The sequence below is a fragment of the Bacillota bacterium genome, assembly GCA_009711825.1.
GTDB lineage: Bacteria > Bacillota > Proteinivoracia > UBA4975 > VEMY01 > VEMY01.
The window spans coordinates 133,810-147,169 of sequence record VEMY01000001.1 but is presented as its reverse complement, the minus strand read 5'-3'; the positions used below and the strand labels follow the sequence as shown (position 1 = coordinate 147,169).

Annotated in this window: 12 protein-coding genes; 7 read left to right on the top strand and 5 right to left on the bottom strand. The window is 52.2% G+C overall.

Annotated features, from left to right (window positions below; translation table 11 throughout):
* The first annotated feature begins 5 nt into the window (after window positions 1-5).
* A complete protein-coding gene (locus FH749_00840; GenBank protein MTI94024.1) occupies window positions 6-302 on the top strand; it encodes a hypothetical protein in 297 nt (98 codons plus the stop codon).
* Here the strand turns inward: FH749_00840 and FH749_00835 are convergent.
* Both FH749_00835 and FH749_00830 read right to left on the bottom strand, forming a co-directional pair.
* Complete coding sequence (locus FH749_00835; protein ID MTI94023.1) at window positions 284-1,294, bottom strand: hypothetical protein; 1,011 nt, start codon at window positions 1,292-1,294, stop codon at window positions 284-286. The genes FH749_00840 and FH749_00835 overlap by 19 nt on opposite strands.
* Window positions 1,291-2,244, bottom strand: a complete 954-nt coding sequence (locus FH749_00830; protein MTI94022.1) for a TIGR01212 family radical SAM protein — start codon at window positions 2,242-2,244, stop codon at window positions 1,291-1,293. The genes FH749_00835 and FH749_00830 overlap by 4 nt, the downstream gene beginning before the upstream one ends.
* Window positions 2,245-2,310: 66 nt before the next feature.
* Between FH749_00830 and nagZ the strand changes: the two genes are divergently transcribed.
* Genes nagZ through FH749_00815 form a run of 3 tightly spaced genes read left to right on the top strand, consistent with a single transcriptional unit; the run spans window position 2,311 to window position 4,589 of the window.
* Window positions 2,311-3,483 carry a beta-N-acetylhexosaminidase gene (gene nagZ, locus FH749_00825; GenBank protein ID MTI94021.1) on the top strand — a complete coding sequence of 391 codons (1,173 nt, stop codon included), beginning with the start codon at window positions 2,311-2,313 and terminating at the stop codon, window positions 3,481-3,483.
* 16 nt (window positions 3,484-3,499) lie between these two features.
* Entirely contained in the window at window positions 3,500-3,931 is a 432-nt protein-coding gene (locus tag FH749_00820; GenBank protein ID MTI94020.1) for an NUDIX domain-containing protein, read from the top strand.
* The gene (locus FH749_00815) at window positions 3,924-4,589 is read left to right on the top strand and encodes a hypothetical protein (GenBank protein MTI94019.1); all 666 of its coding nucleotides are present in this window, start codon (window positions 3,924-3,926) and stop codon (window positions 4,587-4,589) included. The genes FH749_00820 and FH749_00815 overlap by 8 nt, the downstream gene beginning before the upstream one ends.
* 32 nt (window positions 4,590-4,621) lie before the next feature.
* Here FH749_00815 and FH749_00810 read toward each other — a convergent pair whose 3' ends face one another.
* The gene (locus tag FH749_00810; GenBank protein ID MTI94018.1) at window positions 4,622-5,020 is read right to left on the bottom strand and encodes an EVE domain-containing protein; all 399 of its coding nucleotides are present in this window, start codon (window positions 5,018-5,020) and stop codon (window positions 4,622-4,624) included.
* 18 nt (window positions 5,021-5,038) lie between these two features.
* Window positions 5,039-6,046, bottom strand: a complete 1,008-nt coding sequence (locus FH749_00805) for an aldo/keto reductase (protein ID MTI94017.1) — start codon at window positions 6,044-6,046, stop codon at window positions 5,039-5,041.
* Window positions 6,047-6,127: 81 nt separating this feature from the next.
* Between FH749_00805 and FH749_00800 the strand changes: the two genes are divergently transcribed.
* The 3 genes from FH749_00800 (at window position 6,128) to FH749_00790 (ending at window position 10,018) form a co-directional block, all read left to right on the top strand.
* On the top strand, window positions 6,128-6,838 hold the full coding sequence (locus FH749_00800) for a tRNA 2-thiocytidine(32) synthetase TtcA (protein MTI94016.1): 711 nt from the start codon (window positions 6,128-6,130) through the stop codon (window positions 6,836-6,838).
* A 99-nt stretch (window positions 6,839-6,937) separates the two neighbouring features.
* Entirely contained in the window at window positions 6,938-8,068 is a 1,131-nt protein-coding gene (locus FH749_00795) for a hypothetical protein (protein MTI94015.1), read from the top strand.
* Between the two features lie 135 nt (window positions 8,069-8,203).
* Window positions 8,204-10,018, top strand: coding sequence for a hypothetical protein (locus FH749_00790; protein ID MTI94014.1), 1,815 nt, complete (start codon window positions 8,204-8,206; stop codon window positions 10,016-10,018).
* A 15-nt stretch (window positions 10,019-10,033) separates the two neighbouring features.
* On the opposite strand, the gene FH749_00785 is transcribed toward FH749_00790, so the two are convergent.
* Window positions 10,034-13,360 (bottom strand): hypothetical protein, encoded by a 3,327-nt coding sequence (locus tag FH749_00785; protein ID MTI94013.1) that lies wholly within the window; start codon window positions 13,358-13,360, stop codon window positions 10,034-10,036.

Sequence of the window (13,360 nt, the reverse complement as noted above, 5' to 3'; positions counted from 1 at the left end):
CTGAAGTGTTTGATGTACGCACCCCCAAGACCTATCAACTAACATCCAATGCTTTTCGCGGTGCCTACCTGCCGTTCTTGCCCACCGCAGCAGGAAAAGTAATGTTCCATTCCGGGCGGGTCAGGGGTTTAAGGAATCTCTTTTTCAGTGGCCAATGGCTGCAGCCCCCAAGCGGTGTCCAGGCAGCATTAATCAGTGGCAAGGATACAGTTATGCGTCTCTGTCAATTGTTAAAGCAGCTTTTCTCCACATACGTGCGACCTGGCTCAAAAAGCTGCGGTCGCTATTTGGCGTCTTCTTGAGCACGTACTAAACCGGTAAAAGCTGTAGTGTTACCGGCAAGAAAATTAACTGTATATAAGTAATTGATGACATCGTTAACAATACATGGCCAAATTAAACTGTAAACCCGAGGAAAATCAAGTCCGTTCTGTATTGCCCCCAACGCCTCCAAACTGGTTTTCAACACCGGATAATTGAGCCTGTGCCAGGATAGCAACACCGGCAGCAGAAACGCCTCCAAACTTCGGAGCAATTCCCCGTGCTCAGGTTTCCACCAGGGCAAGAGAAACATAAGCTTGTCCCCCTCCCAGTCCAGGCAACCCAGGGCCACCAACAACGCAATCAGATCATCGCTTCCTGGGAATTGCTGCTTAACCTGGCGGAGGCTGGTCTCACCCTCAGATACCTTCGCCAGTATCGCTGCGCAATCAGCTGCCAGCGCCCGCAAGCGCCTATTGACGGCAACCTGATATGCTATGGGCCCCTGAACGCCCTTGCGCAGTAAACCAGGCAAGGATTGGGCAGCCTCAGGGCCAAACCCGCAAAACAGACTATTGTCAAGGGGCAAAGTAATTAGCTTCGGAGGCTTGAACGGTGAGACCAGCGACTCACATGTATACCCGGACTCCGTCAAGTAACGGGGAGAATTTTCGATTAGAAAAAAGCAGCCTACAGCTGCACCCGCCAGTACGTCTGTTTGCACAGACGGATTTGGGTAGCGGGCAAGCACTGAATAGACATCGGGTCGCTGAGCGGCAAAGGATTCTGCCAAATCGCGGGCGAAAGTAGCCGCAACACCGCGCGCCAAGCGACGGTCTGAAGCATCAAGAAGCACCAGATTCAACCGATATACCTTGCCATCCCGGCGAATCAAATCCTGCTCAACTAACTCACCCAAAAGCGCTCGGTCGGGCAATTTTGAACGCAGCTGCCATTCCGTAAGCGGTTTCCGGTGCAAGCAGGCCAGAATCCCTCCCAGCTTATGCTTACAAATAAATTCACGTGCTTTCATTCTGCGCTGCCTCCCCCCTGCTGACTTTGCCATAACCGTCCCTGCCAAGTCTGTCGCCGGGAAAACTCACGGTCTATTGCCTGAAGCACTTCCCACTTGCGACAAATCCAGGGCGGGGCGAGTAAAATCTCCCGGGGAGCGTCACCAGTCAACCGCTGCACAACTACATCTGGTGGCATTCGCTCCAAAACATCCACCACGGTTTCCACATATTGCCCCCTGTCCAAAAGGCAAATTTCACCCCGGGACCACATATGCGCCAGCTCTGTATCCTTGACAACATGCAGCATATGCAGCTTCAATCCCTGGATTGGCAATGCCGCCAGGGCATTCGCAGTTTCCCGCATCATTGCCCGGGTTTCACCAGGCAGTCCGAGGATAATATGGGGACAGACGCGAATATTTCGCGCCCTAAGCGCATCTACGGCCTGAAGAAAACTGGCATAATCGTGGCCACGCCTGATTAATTGTAATGTACGGTCATGAATTGTCTGCAGGCCAAGCTCCACCCAGAGCCAGGTTTTTCGGTTCAATTCGTCAAGTAGATCCATAACAGGTGTTGGCAGGCAATCGGGTCGGGTTGATATTGACAATCCAACCACACCGGGCTGGGCCAACGCTGTTTTATACAAAGCGGCCAAATATTCCGGATCCGCATGGGTGTTTGTATAGGCCTGAAAGTAGGCGATGAACTTCCGGACCCCCGGCCACTTGCGCTGCATACGCTGCACAATTGTTGAAAACTGACGGTCTATTGGCAGCTCCCGCGCACCGGCGCAATCGCCGCTGCCCCGGGGACTGCAGTAAATACACCCACCCCTGCCCCGGGAGTCACGGTTGGGGCAGGAAAACCCCGCGTCCAGGGAAATCTTCGCCACTTTTTCGCCAAACCGGGCACGCAAGCAGTGATTCCATGTGTGATAAGCCTTGTCAGACCATTGGCTCTTCATGATTACCACCTGTTCCTGGTTTCTCCAACCACTTTTTATTTGATATAATAACCGGAGGTGAGAAGGATGCGCAAGCTAGCAGTACCTTTAGCTCTAGTAATTTTGTCATTGCTTTTGCTGCAAACACCGGCAAATGCGCCTGAGCGCGATTTACCCGCGCCTGCCACAGTAGAGCGTCTAATGGCGGAGATGACAAAAACTGAACTTCTCGGGCAGTTGCTGGTCAGCGGATTCCCCGGCAGCGATGTGACAGAAGCAAAAGCATTACTGCTTGATGTGCCAGTAGCAGGCTTCATTCTCATGCCCAGTAATATCCAGTCATTGACACAGACCAATGAACTGCTCAACGCGCTCAAGGCCGCGAACCAGGGGCCAGCGCCCCTGTTCTTGGCCATCGACCACGAAGGTGGGCGCGTCAATCGTCTGCCGGCCCCTGTGACCAATTGGCCGGCGGCAGCGCAGATAGGACAACGCCCTCTGCTCGCTGAAGCTGTGGGCGCGGCAATGGGCAAAGAACTTGCTTCCCTTGGCTTTAATCTTAATTTTGCCCCCGTGTTGGATATAAACACTAATCCTGACAACCCTGTAATTGGCAGTCGGGCTTTTGGCAACGATGCCCAGACGGTGATTGCCGCCGGCATTCCGCTTGCCCGGGGGGTGAATGCGGAACATGTGATTGCGGCAGGAAAACATTTCCCCGGCCACGGTGATACCCTGGCAGATTCCCACCACACCCTGCCCCGGGTTGACATCCCCCGGGAAAAACTGCTGAATCGTGAACTAAAACCCTTTGCCGCAGCTGTGGAAGCAGGGCTGGAGATGATAATGACTGCCCATGTCGTCTATCCAGAGCTCAGCGCCAAACCAGCGACTATCAGTCCTGAGATACTCACAGGCATCTTGCGGGAACAACTGGGATTTGAAGGCGTTATCATCACCGATGACTTAGAAATGCATGCTCTACAGGATATTCCGGTGGAGACTGCAGCCCTGGAAGCCTTGTTGGCCGGGGCAGACTTATTACTTATCTGTCACTCGCCGGAAAAAACACGGCTAATCCACCAACACCTGGTGGCGGCACTGGAGCGTGGGGACCTGCCGATCGCCCGGGTCCGCGAAGCCGTGACCAGGGTGTTGACCCTAAAAGAAAAACGAAGACTTAAGGATAATGCCGTTGTGTGGAGCGAGCCCGACTGGGAACAACATCGCCAGCTGGCGCGGCAGTTCCCTGAACCTTGAACAGGAGGTGGTTAATATCAAAGAGATTTCTGCCGGAGGTATTGTTTACAGGCACAATCACGGTGTCCCTGAGTTGTTGGTAATCGAAGACCGCTTTCGGCACCTTACTTTTGCCAAGGGACGGATCGAAGCAGGTGAAGACTTACCTACTACAGCCCTCAGGGAAATTCGGGAAGAGACAGGCATAGTGGGACGAATCACTGCCGAATTGGGCACAGTTAAATATAATTATTATGACCCGGCCCGGGGCGAGATTGCAAAGGAAGTAACATATTACCTGATTGAAGCGCTAGGCGGACACCCCACGCCCCAGGTTGAAGAAATTAATAAAGTTATGTGGCTGCCTCTACAAGCCGTTGAGACCCTGCACAAGCAACGCGGTTATGCCAACAACAACCAGGTCTTGGCCCGAGCCCTGGAGCTGCTCCGGAACACAGCCGATGCCTGAAAAAGAAACATCCCTCTACAGGCCTGTCCGTGATTTCCTTCAACATCTAGGATATCAGGTGCGGGGCGAGGTGCAGGCCTGCGATTTGGTTGCCGTCCGTGGGGATAAATTATTAATAGTGGAGCTGAAGCTGCGATTCAACCTTGAACTAATCCTGCAAGCTGTGGAGCGGCAAAAACACAGCGGCAATGTCTATCTTGCAATCCCCCGACCCAAAAAGCAGGACAGGCGCTGGGCACAGATCAAAAGATTGTGTGCGCGGTTGGGTCTGGGCCTGCTTACCGTTCATGGTCAGGCAGTGGAAGTGATTTTGGAGGCCGATTGGCACGATTCCCGGGGCCGTGGCCGCAGCCAGCTGCTGCGGGAATTTCGCGAACGAAGCGGCGATTACAATTTGGGCGGCGCCAGCAGACGACCAGTGGTCACAGCCTACAGGGAGGATGCCCTGCGGATTGCAGCAAAACTTTCCCACCAACCGAAACAGGTGCGGGACATTGTCCGCGAGACCGGGGTGGAAAGAGCGGGGAGAATCCTCTGGGATAACCACTATGCCTGGTTTGAGCGTGTAAAGCGCGGGGTCTACCGCCTTAGCGAGTCTGGCCGTCAGGCGTTGATTGATTACGACGATGTCGTAACTGCCCATCGGCAGGCGAAATAAAGCAGCCCGTGGCTGCTTTATTTGTTTGCAAGCTATTTAGCCATCATCAATATTTGCGACCAAAATTGAGGCGGGACAGGCATTACTGACAAACGGGACAAACGTACCAACTCCCAGTCAGCAAACGTGGGCTCGGCCTTGATTTCTGACAGGGAAACCGGTCTGGGCAAAGAGCGCACCGCCCGCACATCAATCCATAAAAACCGGTGATCGCCAGGGTCGGGATATGGTTCGCTCACTACCTCGGCAATCCCCACAATCGCCCGTTGGCGCCCTGTATGATAGATAAACGCCTGGTCACCGGGGGCCATTTTTTTGATATTTGCACGGGCCTGGAAGTTGCGAACACCGTCCCAGGTATCGCTACCGGCAACCTCAAGATCGTGGTAGCTGTATGTTTCCGGCTCCGTCTTCAGCAGCCAGTACTTCATAATTTTCCTCCCGGATAGTTAGTCTTCTAGAGTAGCAGCCGTCTGTTTCAACATCTCTCGAATCGGCAAATCGTAAGGACATTTGCTTTCACAAATCCCGCACTCATCACATTCGGATGCTTTGACCGGCAAGGTATGATAGCGCTCCCGAGCCCATTCTTTTAGATTGTAGCGGGTGTAGTAGCCCTCAAACAGGAACATGGCCGGAATCTTCAAACCCCGGGGACAAGGCTGGCAGTATTCACAGCGACGACAGAAATTGCTGCCCAGGCCACTTACCAACTCCGCCAGCTCTTCCTTCTCCTGAGCACTGACTGTACGCGTGAAAATTGAACAATTCTCTTGTACTTGCTCTGCCGACTCCATGCCCGGAATCGCCACATCGATTAACGGATTTACCCGCAACCAATCAATTGCAGCCCGGGCAGCTGTCAAAGCCCCCCCTGCCAACGGCTTCATGGCAATCGTGCCCATGGAAAACTCCCGGGCCAACTTAAGCAAATCAGCTGCCTGCTGCTCCAGAGGACTGAAGGGCACCTGTACGGTGTCAAAGCGGCCGGTGCGCACAGCCGGCTCAAGAATGTCCGGCTTATGACCAGTAATGCCGATATGTTTTACCAGCCCCGCGGCCTGCGCCTGTTCCAACGCTTCCATCGCGCCTCCTGGGGCCAGGATTTTTTCCAAATCTTCTTTGCTGGCCACGTTATGGAACTGATACAAGTCAATATAGTCACAATTCATAAGCTCTAAACTGGTCCTTACTTCCCTGGCCATGCTTTCAGTGTCCCGGGCCATTGACTTGGTGGCGATGTACCACTTGCTGCGCTCATTCCCCTCTAGGAAAGCGCCAATCTTCTCTTCGCTGTCACCATACATCCGGGCAGTATCGATGAAATTCATACCTTGGTTGGCGCATTCTGCCAAGACCGCTTTCGCCCTCGGCATGTCCACCCGCTGGATTGGAATGCCACCGAAACCCAGCGCTGAAACCTTCATTGCTGTTTTACCAAGTGTCAGATATTGCATTTAGTCATCCCCCTAAATTTAAGTATTCAACACTTTGAATTTATTCGCCAACCCTGTATAATCAGGGCCGGAGGTGAAGTTATGGGCGCACCCTTTCATCAACATCTGTTTCCGTTGGTCAAGCGGGCGATGCGTGATTACGACATGCTGCACGACGGCGATTCTGTGGCAGTGGGTGTGTCGGGCGGCAAAGACAGCCTGACCACCTTGTATACTTTGGCCCGTCTTCGTCGGATGTTACCGATTAAGTTTGAACTCCATGCCATCAGTGTTGACATGGGTTGGCCAGGCAGTGACTGGTCGGATGTGGCCGCGTTCTGTCGGGATCAAGACGTCCCCTTTCATCTGGTGAAAACCGAGATTGCCCAGGTCTTATTTGATTTACGAAAGGAAACCAACCCCTGCTCACTCTGCTCCAAACTCCGTCACGGTGCCCTGAACAGCGAAGCAGTCCGCCTCGGTTGCCACAAAGTTGCCCTCGGTCATCACCGGGAAGATGCGGTGGAAACGCTGTTCTTAAACATGATCTACAACGGACGTATAGATTGCTTTAAACCTGTAACATGGTTGGACCGGCGGGAACTTTATCTCATCCGGCCGTTGGTCTATGTTAGTGAAAACACCACCCGCAGGGTCGCTGCCAAACTGGAGCTCCCAGTCCTGCATAACCCCTGTCCAGCCGACGGTTATACCAAACGCCAACAGATTAAAGAATTGCTAGCCGCTCAGGCCGCCACCGATAAAAACGTCCCCAAGCGCCTGCTAACTGCCGTGAAATCCCTCTGGGTATAAAAATATTATAATCCATACAACTACTCCCGGCAAATTTCAAGCAATATGCCCTGTCAAACGTCTGGCCAGATTGCATAATTTATATCAGGAGGCGATGTTATGCAATGGCCTGTATTACGTCCTGGAAGTAGTGGTGAAGCTGTCCGGCTACTCCAAATACAACTAAACGCGATTGCAGCGATTTTTTCAGAATACAGGGCTGTAGGCTCTGCCGGGGGCAATTTTGGACCCAACACTGAGGCAGCTGTCCGCCACTTGCAACGAGTGGAAAACATTGCTGTTGACAGCAGCGTCGGTCCAGAGACCCGTGCCCGAATTTTGGCGTTGTTGAACAAAATGGCTCAACAACGCGGGCGGGCGTTTATGCCCCAGTACAATGTTCGGGAATGGCTGATTAGCGGTAAAAACCGCCCTGGCGTTCAAATTACGCCTAAGTTTATTACCGTCCATCAAACTGGAAATCCCCGCGCCGGCGCCAACGCCGCCGCGCACCGCAACTATGCTCAAAACAATGATCGTCAGGTATCATATCAATGGGTAGTGGATGACCGGGAGGCGATTCTCTGTGTTCCCGAAAACGAAGTGGCGTGGCATGCCGGCAGAGATGCCAATTACAACAGTATTGCTATTGAAATCTGTGAAAATGAAGACGCCGATAAAGATTTAATTTACTCTGTAGCGGTACACAGAATTGCCAGTATCGCTCTGGACAACAACTTCAATCTTGATCAGATTCGCACGCATCAGTCATGGACCGGAAAGACCTGCCCCCACCAGCTTATTCCCGTTTTCCATCAAATGCTGGCAGATATCGGCGCCACTATGGAAGCGATTATTGCTAGTCAGCAGCCTGAGCCGCCCATGGAACCAGAACCGCCTACAGAACCCGATCCGCCTCAGGAACCGGAACCACCGGCAGAGCCTGAACCGCCCCAGGAGCCGGAACCGCCGGCCGAACCGGAGACCCCGGGTAACTGGCTGACCAGACTCGTATCCTGGCTGATTTCGGTGCTCTTCAATTGGCTGCGCAGACGCTCAGATCGTGAAAGCGCCTTTACCAGCATTGAGCTTGCCTGGATAATCAGTGAGTCGCTAGCCGAAGATATAAAGCTCCTAAACGACGACGAACTTATTTCCCGTCGGCAATTCCTTCAAAACCAGCTCTCGGAACTTCAAACTGAGCTCAAACCGTTTACCGGCCGCTCAATCGACACCTATAACGAGCAATAACTTACCTTTGTGCCAAAGCTGCCCCTGGCGGGCAGCTTTGTTCTTGACTGGTTTTGGCAATTTACTGCCTCACATAAATGCAGGATTTTTGTTATGCTACCGCGAAGTAGAGAGTGTTAAGGAGGTGCCCATCTAATGGCCTTTGAACTGTACCCAACACCTGCACCATCCCTTTCCGCAAGCAGCATTCCATTTGCGGATAATGTCAAGAAGTTTCCCACCACCGAAAAAATGAAGGAACTCATGCTTGCGGAGACTGACGGGGACCAAACAGTACGAAGCAATTGGGCGTACGATAATCATTGTTTATACCTGCGTGTGGAAACCACCTGGCCAACGAACGATAACCGGGAACGGGCCTGGCGTTTTGGCGATGGCTTTTTACTCACCGTCAGCCACGCTCCTGCCGACCAACCCACCGCCTTCTATACTACCCTTGGGTTTGGAGGTCCGGAAAAAGTAACAGTGGTCAACAGCAGTGGCCGCTGGTTTCCGGATTTCGACTCCGGCGCCATCGGCTACCGGCAAACCCGCAGTAAAACTGGAACAGTTTGGCAAATATCCGTGCCTTGGGCGTCACTCCCGCCAATTCGCCCACTCTGCACCAATCATTTTGCCCTTAACCTTACCTTTACCCGAACCACCGATTCCGGACCGGTTCACTGTCAATTAGTGAACGATCCAGATTTTGACAGCGAGAAGACTTTGCTGCGGCGTGTGCTGCCCTTGGCTTTTGGTGAGCCAAATTTACAGTCTCCGCTGGCCCAAACAGTGTTGACCAAAGCACGTTTACAAGGCGATGACTCCATAGTCCTCCGCCTCGGGTTGCTAACACCGGATCCCTGCCCGGCAGAACTCAAGCTCTATATCCTGCAGGGCGAAAAGGTATTGGAAAAATATTTTTCAGCTATGGAGTTGGCCTCCGGACCGCATCAATGGACAGTGAAATGGAGCCCTCACCGCGCCATGCCATCCGGTTTGTATATCTTGAGGGCCGAAGGCAAAGGCAGCCAAAAGAGCTTTAAGAAAGATCATCCATTCTACGTGCTCAACCCCGAAGATATTGAAACATTAAAACAAGATTTGGAACGTATGGCGGAAGACATAAATTATCTGCATAAGGAAGCGGTGCTCTCGGCGTTGTTTCGCCTGGATTGGATTACCCAGCTTAGCCAGTCTCCGCCGTGGGAAGTTCCGGACCGGATGGACAAGCTATTAACTGAGGCCCGGACGATGCTCCACGATATACAAGCGGGCGTCAATCCGCTCCAGGGAAAAACCGGTCTCAGCCGCAGGGCATTTCGCTCCCGAGTCGACGGTTCATTACAACCATATAGCATCTATCTTCCCAGGGCATATTCAGATGATAAAAAATGGCCGCTTCTTGTCTTTTTGCATGGCAGCGGCGTTGACGAACAGCGAATTGCCGCCAACCAGGAACTCCACAAACTGGCTGACCGCTTGGGAATTGTAATTCTTTTCCCTAGAGGACGACGTTTAAACGGGTTCTACCTGGACGACTGTGAAACAGATATCCTTGAGGCACTGGAAGCCGTTAAATCTAGTGTATCGGTCAGCTGGTCCCGAACCTTCCTGGCCGGGTTTTCCATGGGAGGGTTCGGCACTTGGCATACAGGCCTGCGTCATTCACATCTGTTTGCTGGCCTGGCCGTATTCAGCGGCAACCCCAGTCTTCCCCAAGGCATCAGTCCTATAGAAAGCGGTTTTGACGTCACTGATTTTATTGAAACGGCGAAATCGCTACCGCTTCTGGTTATCCATGGCGCCAATGACTGTGTGGTGCCAGTTGAACCGGTTCGCAAACTGGTTGAAAAACTGCAAGAAAACGAGGTGCAAGTCACCTTTAAAGAGATCAAAGCTGGCCACAGCAATTACGATTACATCAATGATCATCTCGCCAATTGGTTAAAAATGCTAATAAAAAAATAACCGGCGTCTAGCCGGTTATTTTTGTGGACCAATGCAATACTTGAGGAACGCAGTTAGTTCGCTCTGTAAATTTTTGATTCCATCTGCCTCAACTGCAACTGGTTGCAATTGTTGCTCCCGGGGAAGGCGAAGGAAATGCAACCACGCCTCTACCGGCCGTTGATAGAGCTCACCGGCAGCTTGAGCATAAAATAATAATTGGGGACGATAGTATTCAACTAAAGATTGAACGCCATCCGTAGGTATGCGGTTGGTTTTATAATCAACGACAGCGATTCTGTCCGGCCGGATAAAGACCCGATCGATTATCCCGGTGAAGAGCGCGGAATTATGACGAAGAAAAAATCTCAGCTCCCGCTGGCTTTCGACAAACTGTCCGGCGAACTCCTCCTCCGAGTAAGCCGCAAGAAGCTCAACAGCAGCCTGCAGGATTTGTCGATATTGAGCGCTGTTGATTTCCGGGAAATAGTGCGGAATGAGTTCGGCAAGCAATTTCCGGCAATCGATTTCGGTATCGATTAATTCCAATGCTCGATGCAGAAAGCTGCCAAAAGCAGGGCCGCCGGGTTCATGCTGCCATTCAAGCACCTGCTGCCGACGCACATCGGCGGTATCAGCCTCTAGCCAACGAGTGAAGTACATTTTGTCAAATTGCTCTCGATCATGCTTCCAGAGCAAAAATTGGGATATATTGTGGTGTCTATAGGTTCTTTTCCCGCCACCCACGGGCCTGAGGCCGGGGAAATGCTCCCTTACATCGCTCCGGGCGTTCGGCTTTGGAAAAGCTGGAGCTGCGCATGCATCAAGGGGTCTCACCTCCAATTGTTGACCGATTTCCTTTAGTAAATCTACCCCTTCGCTTAGGGAAGATTGTAGCCAATAGTTTAGGGAGTCCTCCGGTTTTTCCACTGGAGCGCCAATGAAAACAAGGTAATCTTCCGCTCGGGTCATGGCCACATAAAGCAAGCGTTTAAACTCTTCCCGTTGGGCAAAGGCTTCTTCAGCATGAACTGCTTCCCAAACCCGGCATTGCCACTGAAATTTCAGGGCTAATTTGCCCGTACAATCGGACAACAGCCAGGACTTGTTTCGGGGAACAGCCGAAGAAACCAAGGGCAAAAACACCACAGGAAACTGAAGCCCCTTACTGGCGTGCACAGTCATAATCCGGACCACATTGGCAGCGTCTGTAGTTATTGGCGCCTCCGGTTCCGCCTTGTCAGCTTCCTCAACCCATAGCAAAAAGTCACTGAGACTGTAGTTGCCCCGGGATTGGAAATCTTCGGCCACCGACAGCAATTTATTCACATTCGCTAGACGTTGGACACCGGCAAATTGGGCCAATATAGTTTCACGATAACCGGTGCTGTCCAAAGCAAAAGTAATCAGCTCGGCAACACCAAGCCGGTCTTTACAACCCCTTAACTCAGTGATAATCCTTCTTGCCCGGGCTAGCAATTCCTGTTGCCGTCCCTCGGTAAGGGCCTCGCCGTGGTCCAGCAGGCAGCCCCCTGCTTGTGCTTTTGCCAGCGCTAATTCGGTCAAACTGTCATCGTTGATTGCAAACAGGGGCGAGCGGAGGACGCCGACCAGGGCCAGTTCGTCCCGCAAGTTGTTGACTACAGCCAGGAGATTAAGCAGGTCTTCCACCTCCTGACGCTGGTAAAACCCGACCCCGCCAACGACAGAGTACGGTATGCCTGCCTGCCTCAGTTGGTACTCGTATTCCTTGAGGTGAGTGCGAGCGCGAATCAGGATTGCAATATCCCGATATTCCACAGGGCGCAGACCTTGATTGCTGACCACCAATTTTTCGGCGCCCATCACCATGGACTGAATACGGGCAGCCAAAAGGCGGGCTTCCGATTCGCCCCGGCCCTCCCCCTCTTGCTGTTCACAAAGAATTAGTTCCGCGCAGCCATCTTCTCCGCCCCTAAAGGCCTCGAGAGGAATATACCGCACCTCGCTATTATCAGCCAGCAAATGTGAAAAAACTGTGTTAACCAACTCAATCAGGTGCTTCCGGGAACGGTAGTTAATATTGATTGAAACCTCCCGCTCCGGATTAATTGCAACTAAATCCTTTCTAACCTCGTCGAACACCTTGACCTCGGCGCCGCGAAACCGATAGATTGATTGCTTCTCGTCGCCAACCACAAATAATTTGCCTGGGGGGATTCGCTCCCCCTGTTTCAGAAGCAGATAGACAATCTCTTTCTGGAGCCGGTCGGTGTCCTGGAACTCGTCGACCAAATATGCCTGATATTTTTCGTCCAATTCGGCCGCCACTGCTGGATGGGAGCGCAACAAGTCTCTAACCCGGAATTGTAAATCGGCAAAGTCCAAAGCGCACCTGGCTGCTTTCTGTTGTTCGTAAGCCGCTTCCAAGCGATTGAGCAACCGAATTATCGCTCTGCCCAGAATTGGTGTCAGCCCGGCAGAAAGTAAATCCTGCATGTGCCCCATTGCCTCCTGGACAAACTCCTTTTGCACCTTCACCCTGGGTTTGCCAAGGTCAAAGATTGCCAGCATCTGTGGCACCAGAGCAATTAGTTCCTGGGGCTCATTCACCGTTTGCAAGCTTGCGGCAAGCTCCGTAATCATCTGACGCCCTTGAATGTATTCTGGCTTGTCTTTACCGGATAGCGACTGGGCGATGACCGCCGCTCCTTCAGCATGCCAGCAGAATTGCTGCTTGAGCTTTGACCACGACGGCAGCTCACTGTAGCCTGTGCTTAGGTCTAAATCTGAAACTGATTGTCCGCGGTTAGCCAACGTCCTGTACAGCGAAAGCAACGAACTAAATAAAGTGCCGCCCTCTTCCACTGCTCCGGCGCCTAATACTTCGGCTAACAAATTGAAGTCAGGGCATTGTTCCGCCAGGCAGCGGCGATATAGTTGTTTGCCGGCCTTACCCAGTAACAAACCTGCATCCAGTTCATCCAGCACAGAAAAAGCCGGGTCAACTTCACTTTCCAGAGGGTACTGACGGAGCAACTGAGCATAGAAAGAGTGAATCGTGCCAATATTAGCAGCCGGCAAACTTTCCCTGATTTGACGTAGGCGGCGCAGTTCTTTCTCGTCGACGCAGTCTATCATCAATTTATCAATGGCGGCGCTGATTCGTTCTTGCATTTCTCTGGCCGCTTTTTTGGTGAAAGTAATTGCGATTATGTTTTCCGGCATTAGACCATCAGCTAATAGTTTAAGATACCGTGCTGTCAACACACGGGTCTTTCCAGAACCGGCCCCGGCATTGACAACTTTATTGTCGCTAATGTCGGTGGCCGCTTGTTGACTGGGACTGAGTGTGCGGATATCTTCCAATCTATTCAAGTCCAT

Bases quoted from the DNA above. Each gene is read 5' to 3' on its own strand.
- FH749_00790 (MTI94014.1), top strand. From the start codon at position 8,204: ATGGCCTTTGAACTGTACCCAACACCTGCACCATCCCTTTCCGCAAGC.
- FH749_00800 (MTI94016.1), top strand. From the start codon at position 6,128: ATGGGCGCACCCTTTCATCAACATCTGTTTCCGTTGGTCAAGCGGGCG.
- FH749_00835 (MTI94023.1), bottom strand. From the start codon at position 1,294: ATGAAAGCACGTGAATTTATTTGTAAGCATAAGCTGGGAGGGATTCTG.
- nagZ (MTI94021.1), top strand. From the start codon at position 2,311: ATGCGCAAGCTAGCAGTACCTTTAGCTCTAGTAATTTTGTCATTGCTT.
- FH749_00810 (MTI94018.1), bottom strand. From the start codon at position 5,020: ATGAAGTACTGGCTGCTGAAGACGGAGCCGGAAACATACAGCTACCAC.
- FH749_00785 (MTI94013.1), bottom strand. From the start codon at position 13,360: ATGGACTTGAATAGATTGGAAGATATCCGCACACTCAGTCCCAGTCAA.
- FH749_00795 (MTI94015.1), top strand. From the start codon at position 6,938: ATGCAATGGCCTGTATTACGTCCTGGAAGTAGTGGTGAAGCTGTCCGG.
- FH749_00830 (MTI94022.1), bottom strand. From the start codon at position 2,244: ATGAAGAGCCAATGGTCTGACAAGGCTTATCACACATGGAATCACTGC.
- FH749_00805 (MTI94017.1), bottom strand. From the start codon at position 6,046: ATGCAATATCTGACACTTGGTAAAACAGCAATGAAGGTTTCAGCGCTG.
- FH749_00815 (MTI94019.1), top strand. From the start codon at position 3,924: ATGCCTGAAAAAGAAACATCCCTCTACAGGCCTGTCCGTGATTTCCTT.